The 18,570-nt window shown below is 63.0% G+C and carries 15 protein-coding genes and 1 pseudogene; 9 read left to right on the top strand and 7 right to left on the bottom strand.

Annotated elements, in window-relative coordinates:
- Window positions 1-55 precede the first annotated feature (55 nt).
- The gene (locus tag AC0L14_RS01440) at window positions 56-1,891 is read right to left on the bottom strand and encodes a patatin-like phospholipase family protein (RefSeq protein ID WP_473748457.1); all 1,836 of its coding nucleotides are present in this window, start codon (window positions 1,889-1,891) and stop codon (window positions 56-58) included.
- A 151-nt stretch (window positions 1,892-2,042) separates the two neighbouring features.
- A pseudogene (locus AC0L14_RS01435) lies at window positions 2,043-2,966 on the bottom strand (NmrA/HSCARG family protein).
- On the opposite strand from AC0L14_RS01435, the gene AC0L14_RS01430 reads away from it, so the two are divergent.
- The 3 genes from AC0L14_RS01430 (at window position 2,943) to AC0L14_RS01420 (ending at window position 7,230) form a co-directional block, all read left to right on the top strand.
- Window positions 2,943-4,010 (top strand): glycine--tRNA ligase subunit alpha, encoded by a 1,068-nt coding sequence (locus AC0L14_RS01430; protein ID WP_473528679.1) that lies wholly within the window; start codon window positions 2,943-2,945, stop codon window positions 4,008-4,010. The pseudogene AC0L14_RS01435 and the gene AC0L14_RS01430 sit on opposite strands and share 24 nt — an antisense overlap.
- 404 nt (window positions 4,011-4,414) lie before the next feature.
- The gene (gene glyS, locus AC0L14_RS01425) at window positions 4,415-6,862 is read left to right on the top strand and encodes a glycine--tRNA ligase subunit beta (protein WP_473748456.1); all 2,448 of its coding nucleotides are present in this window, start codon (window positions 4,415-4,417) and stop codon (window positions 6,860-6,862) included.
- Between the two features lie 110 nt (window positions 6,863-6,972).
- The gene (locus tag AC0L14_RS01420) at window positions 6,973-7,230 is read left to right on the top strand and encodes an ATPase (RefSeq protein WP_473487659.1); all 258 of its coding nucleotides are present in this window, start codon (window positions 6,973-6,975) and stop codon (window positions 7,228-7,230) included.
- Between the two features lie 130 nt (window positions 7,231-7,360).
- Here AC0L14_RS01420 and AC0L14_RS01415 read toward each other — a convergent pair whose 3' ends face one another.
- On the bottom strand, window positions 7,361-7,813 hold the full coding sequence (locus tag AC0L14_RS01415; RefSeq protein WP_473528677.1) for a hypothetical protein: 453 nt from the start codon (window positions 7,811-7,813) through the stop codon (window positions 7,361-7,363).
- A 176-nt stretch (window positions 7,814-7,989) separates the two neighbouring features.
- Between AC0L14_RS01415 and AC0L14_RS01410 the strand changes: the two genes are divergently transcribed.
- The 3 genes from AC0L14_RS01410 to AC0L14_RS01400 all read left to right on the top strand — a co-directional run bounded on the left by AC0L14_RS01410 (window position 7,990) and on the right by AC0L14_RS01400 (window position 11,152).
- Window positions 7,990-8,961: an L-threonylcarbamoyladenylate synthase gene (locus AC0L14_RS01410; protein WP_473528676.1), complete on the top strand. Its 972-nt coding sequence runs from the start codon at window positions 7,990-7,992 to the stop codon at window positions 8,959-8,961.
- A 9-nt stretch (window positions 8,962-8,970) separates the two neighbouring features.
- A complete protein-coding gene (locus AC0L14_RS01405; protein ID WP_473528675.1) occupies window positions 8,971-10,401 on the top strand; it encodes an FAD-binding oxidoreductase in 1,431 nt (476 codons plus the stop codon).
- 184 nt (window positions 10,402-10,585) lie between these two features.
- Window positions 10,586-11,152, top strand: a complete 567-nt coding sequence (locus tag AC0L14_RS01400; RefSeq protein WP_473487655.1) for a DUF6101 family protein — start codon at window positions 10,586-10,588, stop codon at window positions 11,150-11,152.
- Here AC0L14_RS01400 and ubiA read toward each other — a convergent pair whose 3' ends face one another.
- Entirely contained in the window at window positions 11,153-12,136 is a 984-nt protein-coding gene (gene ubiA / locus AC0L14_RS01395; protein WP_473748455.1) for a 4-hydroxybenzoate octaprenyltransferase, read from the bottom strand. It lies immediately after the preceding gene.
- 206 nt (window positions 12,137-12,342) lie between these two features.
- Here ubiA and purD point away from each other — a divergent pair, with 206 nt between their 5' ends.
- Window positions 12,343-13,620: a phosphoribosylamine--glycine ligase gene (purD, locus tag AC0L14_RS01390; RefSeq protein ID WP_473748454.1), complete on the top strand. Its 1,278-nt coding sequence runs from the start codon at window positions 12,343-12,345 to the stop codon at window positions 13,618-13,620.
- A gap of 20 nt (window positions 13,621-13,640) precedes the next feature.
- Here purD and AC0L14_RS01385 read toward each other — a convergent pair whose 3' ends face one another.
- Complete coding sequence (locus AC0L14_RS01385) at window positions 13,641-14,747, bottom strand: glycoside hydrolase family 25 protein (protein WP_473487651.1); 1,107 nt, start codon at window positions 14,745-14,747, stop codon at window positions 13,641-13,643.
- 169 nt (window positions 14,748-14,916) lie between these two features.
- Window positions 14,917-15,147, bottom strand: coding sequence for a hypothetical protein (locus AC0L14_RS01380; protein ID WP_473487650.1), 231 nt, complete (start codon window positions 15,145-15,147; stop codon window positions 14,917-14,919).
- Window positions 15,148-15,358: 211 nt separating this feature from the next.
- On the opposite strand from AC0L14_RS01380, the gene AC0L14_RS01375 reads away from it, so the two are divergent.
- Window positions 15,359-17,128: an acyl-CoA dehydrogenase gene (locus AC0L14_RS01375; protein ID WP_473748453.1), complete on the top strand. Its 1,770-nt coding sequence runs from the start codon at window positions 15,359-15,361 to the stop codon at window positions 17,126-17,128.
- A gap of 56 nt (window positions 17,129-17,184) precedes the next feature.
- Window positions 17,185-17,943, top strand: coding sequence for a crotonase/enoyl-CoA hydratase family protein (locus AC0L14_RS01370; RefSeq protein ID WP_473748452.1), 759 nt, complete (start codon window positions 17,185-17,187; stop codon window positions 17,941-17,943).
- Here the strand turns inward: AC0L14_RS01370 and pdxH are convergent.
- Window positions 17,940-18,557 (bottom strand): pyridoxamine 5'-phosphate oxidase, encoded by a 618-nt coding sequence (pdxH, locus tag AC0L14_RS01365; RefSeq protein ID WP_292186738.1) that lies wholly within the window; start codon window positions 18,555-18,557, stop codon window positions 17,940-17,942. The two genes, AC0L14_RS01370 and pdxH, sit on opposite strands and share 4 nt — an antisense overlap.
- Window positions 18,558-18,570 lie beyond the last annotated feature (13 nt).

The following is an 18,570-nucleotide window of genomic DNA, read 5'->3' as shown; positions in this document are numbered from 1 at the left end:
TCGATTATGCGGGGCTCGTCGCCGCTGTCGCTAAGGGTCTGGACTATAAGCCATGCTAATCGTGCTCGGTGCCGAGCACCGCTCGGAGCCCTGAGTCGTTCTGGCGGAGATGTTCCTCGATCCATCGGGTCGTACGGTCGTAGGCATCCGAAAACAACTCGGAATGCCGACTCCAATCCATGAAGCTGATCGTGTTCGGAACCTCCGGACAGACCAAGATATCCTCTTCGCCGACGGCAATGTCCTGCGGCCGGTGTGCCAGCATGCTCGAGGCAATGACCTGAAGCATGCTGGGAACCCGAGGCAAGCGGGCACGACCGAAAGGGTTCAGCAAGGCCAATGCCAGTTCGGAAGCTCCGGGGATGCGGTCATAGTCTATGTCGTATTTCTGCGGTGCACTCGTCCCGAAGGTAACGATGACATTGGGTCCGGTCTTGAGCTCCGTCATCTGCTCCAGCGGCAAATTGTTCATGATAGCGCCGTCCACCAGCATATCGCCGTCATCTGTAAAGAACGGCGGCAGGACGCCCGGGATGGAGCCCGACGCCCGAACGGCGTGCCAGAGCTTTCCACGACGGTGGACATGGGGCTGACGGCTGCTCAGATTGGTCGAAAGCGCAAAGAACGGAAGCCAAAGATCCTCGATCAGAACGTCGCCGTATTCCAGCCGAAGAGCCCGATCAAACGCTTTGTGATCCAGAAGCGCGAAATGCGGCAAGGTGGGACGGCGAAACGCCCGGCTCTTGATAAATATGTTGTGGGTGCCTCGGTCGATCTGGTCGGCATCCAAGCCTCTTGCGAAGCCGGCCATCATCGCCGCTCCGGAACTTGTCCCGCCGAGATAGTCGAAGCAAGCGCCCGCCTCAACGAAAGCCTTGTAGACGCCTAAATGAGCGCTGCCGAGGGACCCACCCCCTGCCGCCACGAAGCCCAATGCCTTGCCCGAAATAAATCGGACCAGGCGCTGGAAATCAGACCCGTCGTCCAGCGCAACATGATGATGCTGGTCAACATAGGGTCGCTCATCGAGCCATGCAGAGGTACCGGAGACCGCTGCCGAGCGATTGTCGTGAATTAGGACAAGCCGACTGGTCGATGGCGGATGGACCGCTAGCGTCAGTTCCTCAGACGGGTTCAGGCGAGGCGAGCAGGACGCGTTGGCCAGCAACAGGACGGTATCGGCCTGGCGAATGCAGACTTGGGTCCATTCATTAGGTTCCTCATCGGCAACATAGACGATGAATTGGGCTTCCGCCTCCAGTTCGTTCAACCAGTTAAGGATCGGCTGGTCGTCGATCGGAAGACCTGGGAACTTCGCTTGGATCTCAAGCCGGGAAACGAACCGAGCGCGCGTGGCCGCGCCGAACGCTTGCCGCAGGTGCTGGATGAGCACCGGTGAGATGCGACTTCCGCCGGCTGCAATGATCGCAAGCGTTCGGATCTTGGCAGGTTCCTTGAGACGCGACGAACTCGGAGATTGGGTGGCAAACCGGCGCGCCAGAAATACCGTGACCGCCTCTCTCAGGCTCGGCAATGTCTCGGCCGCCTTCTCGAAATGATTGCGACCGATTTCAAGGACGATCGAATCGCGCGCTGCAAGGACAGTGGCCGTGCGGGGTAGTCCTGCGAAGAAACCGATTTCACCGATGAGTTCACCCTGTGCGATCTCGGCGACCGAGCCAGTCGAATCTCCTTTGTGTACCGTAAAGCGTCCAGACAGCACGATGAAAAACCTGTCCGACGCATCGCCTTCGCGAACCAGAACCTCACCGCGTCTCAGGACCCGACGGTCGGATTCGGCAGCTAAAGCCTCGAGCGCCAGCAACGACGCCCGATCGAACATCAATGTCGCCGACAATAAACTCGCTGCAAGAGAATCGACGGAGGACATCTGAGCCATCCCTTGGGAATCCATGACTTTTGTCTCCTCGAGGGTGCTGGACGCCCTGCCGAATGACACCATACCACACATGAGAGCCGCCGAACGGCTGAGGCGCGGGACTGACCGCTGGGCGCTCTCTGGCTCCCAGCAAGGGCCACGATCAGGCCGCCACGCCGCTCTCGGCGTCCGTCTTTTGGGCCGGGAAATTCACTTGAGCCCACATCGCGAACCTGCTCGCTTGCCTGCCTGCTATTTTGTTTGCAAGCGCAATCTCGTCGTGCGGACCCGGGCCAAGGTAAGTGTGAACCTGGAAGTAGCTAAAAGTCCCTGCCACCTCGGCGGCCCCAGGAAAAGAGGTAGCAAAAACGTCCGTTGGGACTTGTTTGAATGAAATCTTATGTCCCTGCCGTTTCAGCGTGTCGACGATTTCATTGAAGCTTATGAAATCACCGACCAAAGGCAGATGCTCGCCGTTTCCTGGCTCATCCGGGTGTCCGAATGCGCCGGCCACGATGTCGCCGAGTTCGGTGATGTCGCCCATGTGAATGCAACGTACGTCCGGATCAAGGGGAAGAGCCCAGCCCAGGTTTCCATCTTCCTGCTTTTGCGGAGCAAGTGCGCCCACAAAGTTCTGGTAGAAAAATGGCGCGATAACGAACGTATGATGCGCAAAGCTGGCCTTCTTCACGATCCAATCAATTTTGGCTTTGCCGGTGAAGTGGGGAACGTGGGGCTTGCCGCCGCTGATTGCTTCTACATTGGGCAACGTTGACTAGACAAAATGCTGGACGCCGGCCTCTTTGGCGGCGCGCACCGCTGCTGTTGCCTGCTTGAACTCGTCGGTACCTTCTTCCCAAAAATTGGTGACCAGAAAGACGCCGTATGCCCCTTCAAATGCAGCTTTGAGGCTTTCCGGGCGGTCCAGATCTGCTTCGACGACTTCCTCGGCGAGTTCGCGGTTTTTGCTGGGACACGCCTCTGCGGCCGGCCCCTTGCCTTGACGCTTGCCGGTGGGCGCTCTAGGGAGGGCCGCATCCCCGCCTTTCCCGTCGAGGCCGCCGTGACTGTTGATATCCCAGCCCATATGCATCCCAGCCGCTCGTTCCAGGGGCTGATCCTGACCTTGCATAACTACTGGGCTGACTATGGCTGCGTCGTTCTCCAGCCCTACGACATGGAAGTTGGCGCCGGCACGTTCCATCCGGCGACGACGCTGCGCGCGCTCGGGCCAAAGCGCTGGAACGCGGCCTATGTGCAGCCTTCGCGCCGGCCCAAGGACGGGCGCTACGGCGAGAACCCGAACCGGCTTCAGCACTATTACCAGTACCAGGTGATCCTGAAGCCGAACCCGGCTAATCTGCAGGAGCTTTATCTCCGCTCGCTGTCGGCCATTGGCGTCGATCCACTTCTGCATGACATCCGCTTCGTCGAGGACGACTGGGAAAGCCCGACGCTCGGCGCCTGGGGGCTGGGCTGGGAGTGCTGGTGCGACGGCATGGAAGTGTCGCAGTTCACTTATTTCCAGCAGGTCTGCGGCATCGAATGCGCGCCGGTGGCGGGCGAGCTCACCTACGGGCTGGAGCGGCTGGCCATGTATGTGCAGGGCGTCGACAATGTCTACGACCTCAACTTCAACGGCCGCGAGGGCGCCGACAAGGTGACCTATGGCGACGTCTTCCTGCAGGCCGAGCAGGAATATTCGCGCCACAATTTCGAATTCGCCAACACGGCGATGCTGCTTCGGCATTTCGAGGACGCCGAAGCCGAGTGCAAGGCGCTGCTCGATGCCGGCGCGCCCTTCTCCCCCCTCGAGGGGGAGATGCCCGCGAAGCGGGCAGAGGGGGTTGCCTCAGAAGGCACCGCAAGTAGGACGTCGAGCACTGCCCGAGCGACCTCTCCCGGCCAGGCTTCGTCCGGCCACCCTCCCCCCAAAGGGGAGGGGAACCACCGCCTGGTATTCCCCGCCTACGACCAGTGCATCAAGGCCAGCCACGTCTTCAACCTGCTCGACGCGCGCGGCGTGATTTCCGTCACCGAGCGGCAGAGCTACATCTTGCGGGTACGCAATCTGGCGAAAGCCTGCGGCGAGGCGTTTTTGCTGACGCAGGCTGGCGGGCTGGCGGCTTAGCTCCAGAGGCTATTTGCGATTTCGACTGAAGCGCTGATTGGCAATACGCCTTGGCCGCTGGAGCCAGCCATCGTCCGCAGCGCTTGTCTAACGCCAGGCATCGCGAACGTCCCATGAGCCTGCGCTGCGAAACAGGCGCTGAGCGCGAGGATCTGTAGGAATGTCGATGCCGTCTTCATGGTCGTTCAGCCAATAGTTTCCTGCCTGAGCGTTGGTCGCTTCAGCGCTGCGTTCGGTTCATGGAAATCTTTGACCCAAGGACGGATAGCCCCGCTTCGACCCGACAGGCAGCGGAAATTTTTTGGAAATCGTCGGTAGACACGCCGATTGCATGGGGAAGGGTGACAGCGGCCAGCCGAGTTGCTATGCCCCGCCCGGACCATTTTGCCGCGTGAGCACAATCAATGCCCGACCTGCTTTTAGAACTCCGTTCGGAAGAGATTCCCGCGCGCATGCAGCGCAAGGCGGCGGGCGACTTGAAGAAGATGATGACGGACGGTTTGGTCGAGGCCGGGCTGACCTATGAGGCGGCGCGCGAATATTGGACGCCGCGGCGGTTGGCGCTCGACATTCGCGGCGTGACCGCGCGCTCGAAGGACATAAGCGAGGAGATCAAGGGACCCTCGACCAAGGCGCCCGAACAGGCGGTGCAAGGTTTTCTGCGCAAGGCCGGCCTTTCCTCGATCGCCGAGGCGCATGTCCATGCCGATCCGAAGAAGGGCGACTTCTATGTCGCCCATATTGCGAAGCCGGGCCGGGCGGCGGAAGAAATCATCGCCGAACTGGTGCCGGGCATCATCCGCGGCTTTCCATGGCCGAAATCGATGCGCTGGGGGCCGGCCTCGGCGAAACCCGGATCGTTGCGCTGGGTACGGCCGCTGCAATCCATCCTTTGCACCTTCGGCCCGGAGACCGAGGAGCCGGTGGTCGTCGACTTCGAGATCGACGGCATCCGCTCGGGCAATGTCACCTACGGCCACCGTTTTCATGCGCCGGGCGCGATCACCGTGCGCCGCTTCGACGACTATGCCGCCAAGCTGGAGGCGGCGAAGGTCGTGCTCGACGCCGACCGGCGCAAGGAGATCATCCTTTCCGACGGCAGGAATCTCGCTTTCGCCAACGGGCTCGATCTGGTCGAGGACGAGGGGCTGCTCGAGGAAGTGTCAGGCCTGGTCGAATGGCCTGTCGTGCTGATGGGCGAGTTCGAGCAGGACTTTCTCGCCATTCCGGCCGAGGTGATCCGGCTGACCATCCGCGCCAACCAGAAGTGCTTCGTTACGCGGCCACCGGGTGTCGGTGAAGCGCTTTCCAACCGCTTCATCCTGACCGCCAACATCGAAGCAAGCGACGGTGGCAAGGAGATCGCCCACGGCAACGGCAAGGTGGTGCGCGCCCGCCTGTCCGACGCGCTCTATTTCTGGAAGACCGACCAGGGCGACCTGCCTGATCTCGACCAGTTGCAGGCATCGGCGGAAAAGTTCGGGCTTGATCTCAAAAAGCCGCTCGACCAGCGCATGGCCCGTCTCGACCATCTCGGCGTCACCTTCCACGCCAAGCTCGGGACGCAGGGTGAGCGGGTTGAGCGCATTGCGCGGCTTGCCGAGGTGTTGGCGCCGATCGTGGCGAAGTCGATCTCCCCCCTTGAGGGGGAGATGGCCGGCAGGCCAGAGGGGGTTGTCTCGCGTGAAACGCCGGCATTCTCTGTCCGCGATAGGGCGTCGCGTCAGGACGTGCCGACCCCCTCTGTCGCCTTCGGCGACATCTCCCCCTCGAGGGGGGAGATTACCGCGCTCGCACGTCGTGCTGCCGTCCTGGCCAAGGCCGACCTCACCACCGAGGTAGTCGGCGAGTTCCCGGAATTGCAGGGCGCCATGGGCTGCAAATATGCGCTGCTGCAGGGAGAGCATCCCTCGGTCGCCGCCGCGATTGAGGAACATTATAAGCCGCAGGGCCCGTCCGACCGTGTTCCGACCGACCCGGTATCGGTGGCCGTAGCGCTCGCCGACAAGCTCGACACGCTGGTCGGCTTCTGGGCGATTGACGAAAAGCCGACGGGGTCAAAGGACCCGTATGCGCTGAGGAGGGCGGCGCTGGGAGTGATCAGGATTTTGGTCGAGAATCGTGTCCGGCTTGCGCTGACATCTCTCTTCGACCGCGTTTACAAGATGGCGAACTATCTCGCGTCCGGACGGCCCTTTAGCGCCGATCTCCTCGCCTTCTTCCACGACCGCCTGAAGGTCTATCTCCGCGACCAGGGCGCGCGGCACGATCTGATTGACGCGGTGTTGTCAAGTGGCGAAGCCCCCTCATCCGGCCCTTCGGGCCACCTTCTCCCCGCTGGGGAGAAGAGGTTGGCACCAGCGTTGGCGACCTCTTCTCCCCTCGGGGAGAAGGTGGCCGCAGAGCGGCCGGATGAGGGGGCTTCGCGGTCCGACGACCTGCTCCAAATCGTCCGCCGCGTCCAAGCACTTGGCACGTTCCTCGACACCGAGGACGGCAAGAACCTGCTTGCCGGCACCAAGCGTGCGGCCAATATCCTGGCTGCCGAGGAGAAGAAGAAAACGACCATCGCCGAACGTGTTGAGCCGGCTCTATTCCGGGAAGATGCCGAGAAAGCGCTGTTTGCCGCGGTGAATCAGGCCGAGAGAGAAGCCGGCCAAGCGATTCACAATGAAGACTTTTCCGCCGCCATGCTGGCGCTTAGCGCGTTGCGTGAACCGGTTGATTCATTCTTTGAACGCGTTCTCGTGAATGATGAGGACCTGGCCGTGCGCGCCAATCGTCTGGCACTGCTGGCACGCATCCGGGCAGCGACCGACAAGGTTGCGGATTTCTCGAAAATCGCCGGCTGAGGCTTGGGAAAATATTTCTTTCCCAATAGCCGGTCGAGCCGGCTTACAGTCATATGACGATCATCTCTGCTGGCACAAGGAACATGTTCGCCAACCCCGCGGAGGCTTTCATGAATTCCGCTCGCGACATCGAAGTGACAGAAGAAACCGCCGCCGAGACGCTTGAGCCCGTTTCCGAAACAACCCTCGACGAGGCAGCTGCCGCGATCGAAGCTGCCGATCTGTCGGAAGACGATGAGGACGGTGACGACGAAAGCGACGCGACGGCCGAGGAAGGCGCTGAAGACGACAAAGCCGCTACCCTCTTGGATGACGACGAGGACGAGGAAGACGGCGTGAAGGCCGAAGCGCCGGACGCTGACGAATAGGACACCGACGAAGAGGAAGAGTCGGACGCCACCGACGCGGACGACGAAGTCGCGGCCTGAGGTTTTTCAGGCGACGGAATTTTACTCAATGAACCAGGCGGCGCGCGAGCGTCGTCCTGGCCTCGAACGGCTATCTGGCCTGGTCGATCTCGGGAATGGGCGTCGGTTGCGGCGTTGCGGGCTCAGGCGGGCTGTTCGTTGCACTTATCTTTTCGTCGGATCTGGTGGCCGCCCCAGGTGCTGCGACAGCGGTTGTCGCGGCAGGTGCGACGCTGGGGGCCGGCTTTGCGAAGGCGTCGCCGACGATGCCGCCGCGAATGATCATCGGGCTTTGCATGAAGTCATGCTTGGGCTGGCTCGGGATCGCAGCAACTTTTTCATAGGTGACGTCGGGCACTGGTTCGCCGAGCGCCACGATCGATGGCGTCGAGGAGCTCCCAGCCATCTTCACCGCTTCAGGCGCGCCGAGCCTGACGACGGATGGCGTCGAGGATGGTGCACCGAGAACAACGAATGACGAAGCCTGTGCTCCGCCCGCCGCCAGAGTGAGACCGAGCGCTGCCAGGATACGCACCCAGACCATGATAGTTCCCCTTGCCCAACAAGTCGGCACCATATCGTCCGGGAATTGATGCGGGCTTGCGAGGAAAGCTAGCATTTTAGCGATTTGATAATTCGCTAACGTCCGGACTTGCCCCGTAAACGTCACCGTATTACGCACCCACACCTGTGAGGTCCCGCATCTGTAAGGTGATGAGAGTGGCTGAGATACTTGCCGCCGGCGAGGCGATGGAGCGGGCGCTGGCGCTGCTCGAAGTCGGCGATGTCGTCGCCATTCCGACGGAAACCGTCTACGGGCTGGCCGCCGACGCCACCAATGGCGTTGGCGTGGCGCGCATCTTCGAGGTCAAGGGCCGGCCGCGCTTCAACCCGCTGATCGCCCATGTCGCCGATCTGGCGATGGCCGAGCGCCTCGCGCTGTTCGATCCGCTGTCGAAAAGACTGGCGCAGTCATTCTGGCCGGGACCGCTGACGCTGGTGCTGCCGCAGCGGCCCGGCAACGGCATTCATCCGCTGGTCACCGCCGGGCTCGATACGATTGCGCTGCGCATGCCGAAGGGCTTTGGCGGCGAACTGATCGCCAGGCTCGGACGCCCGCTTGCCGCGCCCAGCGCCAATTCCTCAGGCAAGATCAGTGCAACGACGGCCGAGGCCGTGGCGGCGGATCTTGGTGCAAAAATCAAGCTGGTGGTCGATGGCGGCGCGACGTCGGTCGGGCTCGAATCGACAATCGTGAAGATCGAGGGGGGAAAGCTGCGGCTGCTGCGACCGGGAGGCATTGCCGCCGGGGAGATCGAAGCGGCCGCCGGCGTGAAGCTGTCGCGCGGTGCGGCGGGCATCGAGGCGCCGGGCATGCTCGCCTCGCATTACGCGCCTGGTGCTGCGGTGCGGGTCAACGCCGCAAAAGTCGCAATGGGCGAAGCCTTGCTGGCGTTCGGGCCCCGCCGTGCCGAAGGCTGGCAAGGCGCTGCCGCCTTGCGCAACCTGTCGGAGACCGGCGATCTGCGCGAGGCCGCGGCCAACCTCTTTGCCCATATGCAGGATCTCGATCGCAGCGGCGCCAAGACAATCGCCGTCGAGCCGATCCCCCTCGACGGGCTGGGCGAGGCGATCAACGACCGGCTTTCGCGCGCCGCCGCCCCTCGTGACAAGATCGACGCAGGGCCATAGTTTCCAGCTATGAACGACATATCCCGGGATATCGACCCCGCCATCATCGACCGCTTTGCGGCCATCGTCGGCGACAAATATGCGCTTCGCGACCGGCAGGACATCGCGCCCTACCTCACCGAAAGGCGCGGCCTGTGGCATGGCCGAACGGCGCTGGTGCTGAGGCCCGGCAGCGTCGACGAGGTCAGCCGCATTATGCGGCTGGCGACCGAGACGGGAACGCCGGTGGTGCCGCAAAGCGGCAACACCGGGCTGGTCGGCGCGCAGGTGCCGGATATGTCCGGCCGCGAGATCGTGCTGTCGCTGTCGCGGCTGAACCGCATCCGCGAGATCGACATCCTGTCCAACACGGTCACCGTCGAGGCCGGCGTCATCCTGCAGACGCTGCAGGAAGCGGCCGATGCCGCCGACCGGCTGTTTCCGCTGTCGCTTGCTGCGCAAGGCTCCTGCCAGATCGGCGGCAATCTCTCTTCCAACGCCGGCGGTACCGGTGTGCTTGCCTATGGCAATGCGCGTGAGCTCTGTCTCGGCGTCGAAGTGGTGCTGCCGACTGGCGAGGTCTTCGATGATCTGCGCAAGCTGAAGAAGGACAACACCGGCTACGATCTGAAGAACCTGTTTGTCGGCGCGGAGGGCACGCTCGGCATCATCACCGCCGCCGTGCTCAAGCTTTTCCCCAAGCCCAAGGGGCGCGAGGTGGCCTTTGCCGGCCTGTCGTCACCTGAGGCGGCACTGTCTCTGTTCAGCCTGGCGATGGATCGCGCCGGTGCCGCGCTCACCGCGTTCGAACTGATCGGCCAGAGGCCCTACGACTTTACGCTTCTGCACGCGCCAGGCGTCGTGCGGCCGCTGTCCGGGGACTGGCCGTGGTATGTGCTGATGCAGATCTCTTCGGGCCGCTCGGCGGAGGATGCGAGGGCCCTGATCGAAGAGGTGCTCTCAGCCGGCCTCGAACAGGAGATCGCCGGTGATGCGGTGATTGCGGCGAGCATCACGCAGGGCGATGCCTTCTGGAATTTCCGCGAGGTGCTGCCCGAGGCGCAGAAGCCCGAAGGCGCCTCGATCAAGCACGACATCTCGGTGCCGGTGGCGGCCATCCCGCAATTCATCGAAAAAGCGGCCGGCGCCGTGCAATCGGTCAGCCCGGGCGCGCGCGAGGTCTGTTTCGGCCACATGGGCGACGGCAATCTCCACTACAATATCTCCCGGCCGATCGGCGGCGATGACGAAGCGTTTCTCGAGCTCTATCACGCCATGAACAAGGCCGTGCATGATGTCGTGCGCAGCTTCCACGGCTCGATTTCGGCCGAGCACGGCATTGGCCAGCTGAAGCGCGATGAATTGATCGCGACGGCGCCGCCGATGGCGATCGAATTGATGCGTAGGGTGAAGACGGCCTTCGACCCGGCCGGCATCATGAATCCCGGTAAGGTTATCTGATCCTTTCGATGTCTTGTGAATGGTCGCATTCCGATAACCATCCCCTTGAGATCAGCAAAATTTAACCGACTTTCTTAAGCGCTGCGATAAGAAGCCCGCGCTAACGTTTCCCCATAACGAGGCTGGAAAAACCGGCCCGGAGAACCGGAAGACCGGCTCTCAGGAGAGACAGGAAAGGCACAATATGAACACTGGACTGAAGCCAGTCTGGGCCGGGCGCAACATGCGCCTCGACCCATTCCGCCTGCCGCAGGTGGTGAGCTACGGCACGCGCGACGATTATGGCGACGTTACCTTCACCATCGACCACCGTGGCGCCGTCATTCGCCGCATGCTGGAGATGAGCGGCGTGCCGGCGTTCATCGCTCTGCCTGCCAACGCGTTTCGTGGCGTGGCCGCCCGCGCGATGGAGGATCCGGATGGCAATGTCACGGTGACGCTGGAGCTTCTGCACAATGATCCGATGCTGTCGGTGCCGCTGCTGGTGGCCGACGATCTCGAGGATGTCGCCGCCGACTGGCGCGCCTGGGCCGCTGCCTACCGCCTGCCGATGCTTCTGATCGAATCGGACGGCATCGCCCGCACGCTGGAGGAATCGCTTGGCGCCGCCATCAAGACATTGCCGGCGCAGAACCGCCGCAAGGGTCGGGTTTCGACCACGCGTCGTCCGCGCTTCCTCGCCCGTCGCAGGGCCGGCGATCTCGGCCTCAGGCTGGTGATTGGCGGCCAGGAAATTGTCTCGCGGGAATAACTACACCAGCGGCTTTAGCGCCACCCACAGCGCGCCACCGATCAGGCCGAGAAAGATCAGCCAGCCGACCTGGTTGTTCGACCTGAACAAAAGCATGCACTGGTCCGGATCGTCGATGTCCAGCCTTGCTATCTGCTGCGCCATATGGGCGCCGGCGGCGATCAGCCCGGCTAGCGCCGGCACCGGCGCCTGCGCCGACGCAAAGGCGATGGCGAAGCTGACCAGCGCCCCGCCATAAAGCCCAACGAGCCAGGTCTTGGTGTTGTCGCCGAACAGGCGTGCGGTCGAACGCACGCCGACGATGGCGTCGTCCTCCTTGTCCTGATGCGCATAGATCGTGTCGTAACCGATCACCCACAGGATCGAGCCGATATAGAGCATGACGGGCGGGCCATCGAGATCGCCGAATTCGACCGCCCATCCCATCAGCGCACCCCAGGAAAAGGCAAGGCCGAGAACCAGTTGCGGCCAGTTGGTGAATCGCTTCATGAATGGGTAGATGGCGACGACGGCGAGCGAGCAGATGCCGAGTAGGATGGCAAAGCTGTTGAACTGCAGAAGCACAGCGAGTCCAATCAATGCCTGGATAACGAGAAACGCCCAGGCCTGCCGGCGCGTGACCTTTCCCGCCGGCAGCGGCCGCGAGCGCGTGCGTTCCACCTGGTTGTCGATGTCCTGGTCGACCAGATCGTTGTAGGTGCAGCCGGCGCCGCGCATGGCGATGGCGCCGATCAGGAACAGCACGAGATACCATGGCGCCGGCAGCAGCGAGAGCAGTGGATCAGTAGGGCGTGGATAGGCACTCGCGGCAAGGGCTGCCGACCACCAGCACGGCCACAATAGCAACTGCCAACCGATCGGCCGGTCCCACCGGGCAAGCTGCGCATAGGGCCACAGCCAGCGCGGCAGAATGCGGTAGACCCAGTGGCCGCTCGGCGCATCGGCGACGCGGCCCTGGGCAGCTTTCGATTGGATGGGTTCCATCGTGCTGAAGTGGCAGCAGAGGCGAACGCCGTCAAGCATCAAGCCAAATGGTCATGCCGTAAAATATCGTAGGCGGCGAAACAGCCTTTCCCCGTTGATGTCCGACGTTCCCGTGCGCAATTGGTCCCAAATCATCCAAATGTCTTGACCCATCGTCCGGGGCGCAATAGCGCAGTCCTGATCGTGGAATGGCAAGGAATCTGGGCATGCGTGTTTTGTTGATCGGCTCCGGCGGCCGCGAACATGCGCTGGCCTGGAAGATCGCGGCCTCGCCGCTGCTGACGAAGCTTTACGCGGCGCCGGGCAACCCAGGCATCGGCCAAGAAGCCGAACTGGTGACGTTGGACATTGCCGATCATGCGGCGGTGGCCCGGTTCTGCGCGGAGAAAAAGATCGACCTCGTCGTGGTCGGGCCGGAAGGGCCGCTGGTCGCCGGCATTGCAGACGACCTCCGCGCTGAAAACATTCGCGTCTTCGGCCCGTCCAAGGCGGCGGCGCGGCTGGAAGGCTCGAAGGGTTTCACCAAGGATCTTTGCGCGAAATACGACATCCCGACCGCCGCCTATGGCCGTTTCGGCGACCTTGCGTCGGCCAGGGCCTATGTCGAAAAGATGGGCGCGCCGATCGTCATCAAGGCCAACGGCCTCGCCGCCGGCAAGGGCGTCACCGTCGCCATGAATTTGGCCGATGCGCTGGCAGCACTCGATGCCTGTTTCGACGGATCCTTCGGACAGGCCGGCGCCGAGGTCGTGGTCGAGGAGTTTCTCACCGGCGAGGAGGCGAGTTTCTTTTGCCTGTGCGACGGCGCCACCGCGCTGCCGTTCGGCACCGCACAGGACCACAAGCGCGTCGGCGACGGCGACATCGGCCCGAACACCGGCGGCATGGGCGCCTATTCGCCGGCCCCGGTGATGACGCCGGAGATGATCGAGCGCACCATGCGCGAGATCGTCGAGCCGACCATGCGCGGCATGGCCGAACTTGGCGCGCCGTTTTCCGGCGTGCTGTTTGCCGGGCTGATGATATCAGGCGAGGGGCCGAAGCTGATCGAATACAACACCCGTTTCGGCGACCCGGAATGCCAGGTGCTGATGATGCGGCTGAAGGACGACCTCCTGGTCCTGCTCAACGCTTCTGCCGACGGCCAGCTTGCGCATACCTCAGTGCGCTGGCGCGACGAGGCGGCGCTCACCGTGGTGATGGCGGCAAGGGGTTACCCCGGCACGCCGGAAAAGGGCTCGATGATCCGCGGCGTCGAAGAGGCCGCGGGCGATGCTGTCGAGATCTTTCATGCCGGCACCGCCATCAACAGCGGCGCGCTGGTCGCCAATGGCGGCCGTGTGCTCGACGTCACGGCCGTCGGCGGCACAGTCGGCGAGGCGCAGAGACGAGCCTATGCGGCGCTCGACCGGATCGATTGGCCGCAAGGCTTCTGCCGCCGCGACATCGGCTGGCAGGCCGTCGCGCGCGAGCAGGCGCGCTGACGCCGAACGGCTTTCAGCTTTCAGCGCAGGCCACGGTCGAACTCGGTTGATGCGGTGCTGACCGGATCGCTGGCGGCGGGCGCGGCTTCAACGGCTGATGCGGAGGGCTTTTCTTTCCGCGTCCAGGCCACATATTCGGCAATCCCGCGCGGAAGGCGCAGCAACGTCTTCACAGCAGGCATTTGAAAGCTGCTGCGGAACTTGGCCCAGCGGGCGCTGAACATGGCGATCATTTCGGAGAAGGTCGGTGATGCCACCACGGTGGCGTAGGTGATGGCATTGCCCGCAAGGCCGGCCTCGCGCGAGAGAGGCACCGGTATCGAGGCGAGGTAATCCGGCTGCGCATCGATCAGGCCGCCGAAGGGCCATTGCGCGCGCAATGTGGCGGCATCCATCGGTGCGACATTGACGTCGATATCGTTGGGCGTGCCGGCCACCCGGTAAGGACAGCGGAACCGTCCGCAATTGGCTTTTGCCGAAAACTGCCAGAGTGCGTAGCCTTGCCAGTTGCCCATCGGAAAATGCACGCCGATGTCCGGCTTGTAGCGCGCATACCAGAGCGGCAGCCGCGACAGGAGCCGGTATTTGTACTTATTGTCGGCGATGTGCCTGGCGGTCTTGCCGTTGGTGTAGAGCACCGGAAAGCGGCCCAGTCGCCGATGCACATGGCGCACGAACTCCTCTGCATCCTCGAGCGACATCCATTTCGTGGGGTCGTCATCCTCGATGTCGAGGGCAAGCAGGTCATCCGGACCAGGTTTCGCGAAATTGATGAAATTATTGGCCTGTCCCACAGGGTTGCCGGGGCGGGCGAGATGATAGGCGCCCCATTTCAGGCCGAGCGCCTTGGCCACTACCTTGCGCGTCTGGAACAGTTCCTGTGCCACCGCATGGCGCTTCCACAGCGTCTTGCAGAGCCGCGTCTCGGTCTCGTCGCCGAAACAGAAATAGACTGGCGGCATCCCGTCGGACGCCTTGTTGATGAAGCCGACGATCCGCTTGTCGGTCGCAAGTTCAGCCCAATCAATGGGATTGTATTCGTAGGCGTCGATCACCAGCGCCCGGTCGGCATCCTTCCACGGCGCGGAGAAATCCGAGGCTTGTGTCGGCCCCAACACCATTGTCATCGCGGTCGCGACGACGAGGAGTCCTAGGCGGCGAAGAGGGTGCGCCGGCGGCTTCAAACAGCAGATCCTTGCTGGCCAAAACCTGATCCTGAACCGCCATGGTTAAGGAAATACTTTCGGCGGCCCGCGGCGAATGCCGCAATTCTGCCGGTGGTGGCTTTACTGGCCATCAACGGGGGGAGAGCGGCTGGAACGGGTCGGGCGCCGGCGCTTGCGGCAGCGTTCCCTCAGCCTGGCGCTTGCGGTGATGGGCCAGCGAGCATTGCGGCGAACACAGAATGCCGCGATCCGACCAATAGGCGGCGCCGTCCTCGATCTTGCCCCGATGGTGCCAAAAACCTGCCGCTCGATAGGGCAGGCCGCATTCGATGCAGCGAAAGGCGTCAGGTCTGGCGAGCACGGGCGGTCCGATCCAGTATTCTTGAATCTGTCGCCGGTCGACTTGTCCGGCTTTTTGCCGATTTTAGCGTGAACAGCTCCAATTGCAAAATCCGCGTGACAAAATTTGACGTTTACGTAAAAAGAAGGCGGGAGAGGCGACCCAAAAGCGAATGGTTTTGTGTCCGCACGGATATTAAGTTTCCCTGCCGGACAGAGGAGGAGCGAGCGGCATGTATCGGGCACCGGTCGAGGAGATCGCCTTCACGCTGAAGCATGTGGCCGGCCTGAAGCCGGCGCTCGACGCCGGCACCTTTGGCGAGCTTGGCGAAGACCTCGTCGACGCCATTCTGGCGGAAGCCGGCCGCTTCGCCACAGAAGAGGTCGCGCCGCTCTACAAGATCGGCGATGAACAAGGCGCGGTGCTGAGCGGCGCTGCCGTCACCATGCCGCCCGGCTGGAAGGCGCTCTATCGCCGCTGGATCGACGGCGGTTGGAACGCGCTGTCCGCACCGGAGGAATTCGGCGGCCAGGCGCTGCCGACCATGCTGGGCGTCGCCGCGCTCGAAATGTGGAACTCCGCCGCCATGGCCTTTGGCATCGGCCCGACGCTCACCATGGGCGCGGTCGAAGCACTCGACAAGCACGCCTCACAGGCGCTGAAGGCCAAATACTTGGAAAAGCTCGTCTCCGGCGAGTGGATGGGCACGATGAACTTGACCGAGCCGCAGGCGGGCTCGGATCTGAACGCTTTGCGCGCCCGCGCCGAGCCGGCCGGCGACGGCACCTACCGCATCTTCGGCCAGAAGATTTTCATCACCTATGGCGAGCACGATTTCACCGACAACATCATCCATCTGGTGCTGGCGCGGCTGCCTGACGCGCCGGCCGGTACGCGTGGCCTTTCGCTGTTCCTGGTGCCGAAATTCCTTGTCGGCGACGACGGCGCGCTGGGCGCACGCAACGACGTCTTCTGCTCAGGGCTGGAGCACAAATTGGGCATCCACGCCTCGCCGACCTGCACCATGATCTATGGCGACGGTTTCGAAGGGACCACCCCCGGCGCGATCGGCTGGCTGATCGGCGAGGAAAACAAGGGCCTCGCCTGCATGTTCACCATGATGAACAATGCGCGGCTCGCCGTCGGCATGCAGGGCGTGGCGGTTGCCGAAACGGCCACGCAGAAGGCGCTCGCCTACGCCAATGACCGCCGGCAAGGCAAGGCTGCAAGCCATGACGGCAATGGCATGGCGCCGATCGTCCATCACCCGGACGTGCAGCGCAATCTCCTGACCATGAAGGCGCTGACCCAGATTGCGCGCGCCATCAGCTATTCCTGTGCGCATGCCATTGACCACGCGCGCGTATCTGTCGGCGATGAAGCCACCCATTGGCAGGAACGTGCCAATCTGTTGACGCCGCTGGCCAAGGCCTTTTCCACCGATGTCGGCGTTGAGGTCGCCTCGCTCGGGTTGCAGGTGCATGGTGGCATGGGTTTCATCGAGGAGACCGGTGCGGCAGCACTTTATCGTGACGCGCGCATCGCGCCGATCTACGAAGGCACCAACGGTATCCAGGCGATCGACCTGGTGGTGCGCAAGCTGCCGCTTGGCGGTGGCGAGCATGTGCATGGTTACATCGCCGAACTGAAAGCGGTCGCCAATCAAGTGCGGACCTCAAATCTTCAGGGTTTTGGCCGCACCGCCGATAGTCTCGACCAGGCGCTCGACGACCTCGGCCAGGCGACGCGTTTCCTGCAAGGGCAGCTTGCCGACGGGCGTTCGGACGAGGGGCTGGCCGGTGCGACGCCGTATCTGCGGCTGATCTCGCTTGCGGCGGGCGGCGCCTATCTGGCACGCGGTGCGCTTGCCGACCAAAGCCGCGTCGCCCTTTGCCGTTTCTTCGCCGAAAACCTGCTCGGCGAGGCGGGCGCGCTGAAGGAGCGGGTCATCGGCGGCGCCGAAAGCCTTGCCGCTGCCGGCAAGACACTGATTTCTGCCTGACATCCACAAGGTCGACGTTTTACAAAAGCCCGGCGTCTCACAAAGGACCACCACCCGTGACAGACCATATCCTCGTCGAGCGCCAGGGCGCCATCCAGATCATCCGCATGAACCGTCCGGACAAGAAGAACGCCTTGACGCGCGCCATGTATGCGAAAATGTCCAAAACCCTTGCCGAGGGCGACGCGGATCCGGTGATCCGTGTTCACGTCTTCCTCGGTGTTTCCGGCGCTTTCTCGTCCGGCAACGATCTTGCCGATTTCATGGTCGTCGCCACCGGCGGCGAGGGCGGCGCCGAGGTTTGGGATTTCCTGATGGCGCTGGCCAGGGCGGAAAAGCCCATGGTTTCCGGCGTCGACGGCATCGCGGTCGGCATCGGCACCACGCTCAACCTGCACTGCGACCTGACCTTCGCCACACCGCGCACGATCTTCTGCACGCCTTTCGTCGATCTCGGACTGGTCCCCGAGGCGGGGTCGAGCCTGCTTGCGCCGCAGATTCTCGGCCGGCAAGGCGCCTTCGCGCTGCTTGGCCTCGGCGAAGGCTTTTCGGCCGAGCGGGCGAAAGCGGCCGGACTGATCTACGCGGTGGTCGAGGAGAACGAGCTCGAATCCGCCGTGCTTGCCGCCGCCGGGCAGATCGCGGCCAAGCCGCCCCAAGCGCTGAAGATCGCGCGTGACCTGATGCGCGGCTCGCGTGAAGAGCTCGTTGCCCGCATCGGCCAGGAAAGCGAGCATTTCCGCGAGCGGCTCAAATCCGACGAGGCCCGCGCGGCCTTGATGGCCTTCATGACCAGGAAGAGAGCTGGTAATTAGGGGTAAAGCCTTGTCTTGTCCCAGCCGCCCTTGGCGTTGCGGGAAAAGACGACGCGGTCGTGCAGCCGGAAAGGCCGGTCGTGCCAGAACTCGATCGTCTGCGGCACGATACGAAAGCCCGACCAGTGTTTCGGCCGTGGGATCTCGCCGACCGCGTGGCGCGCCGTGTATTCGGCGACGGCTTTTTCCAATGCGAAGCGGCTCTCCAGAGGCCGCGATTGTTTCGAGGCCCAAGCGCCGATTCGGCTGCCGCGCGGACGCGTCGCGTAATAGGCGTCTGCTTCCGCCTCGGTAACGATCTCCACCGGCCCGCGCGCGCGCACCTGCCGGCGCAGCGATTTCCAGTGAAAGCACATCGCCGCCTTCATGCTGCCAAGAATCTCGCGGCCTTTGGCGCTCTCGAAATTCGTATAGAACACAAATCCGCTTTCATCGAACCCCTTGAGCAGCACCATCCGCACATTCGGCATGCCCTCGGCATCGACGGTCGCCAGCGCTACGCTGTTGGGATCGTTGATCTCACTCTTCGTCGCGTCGTCGAGCCATGCGGCAAAGAGGCGGAATGGCTCGGCAGCCTCGGTAAAGTCACCGCTTGTTAACTCAGTTTCGCTCATAGTTTTTCCAAAT

The organism is Mesorhizobium sp. WSM4841 (genome assembly GCF_055811515.1).
Note: the sequence above shows the minus strand (reverse complement) of the source record. Positions and strands in the feature narration are given on the sequence as shown.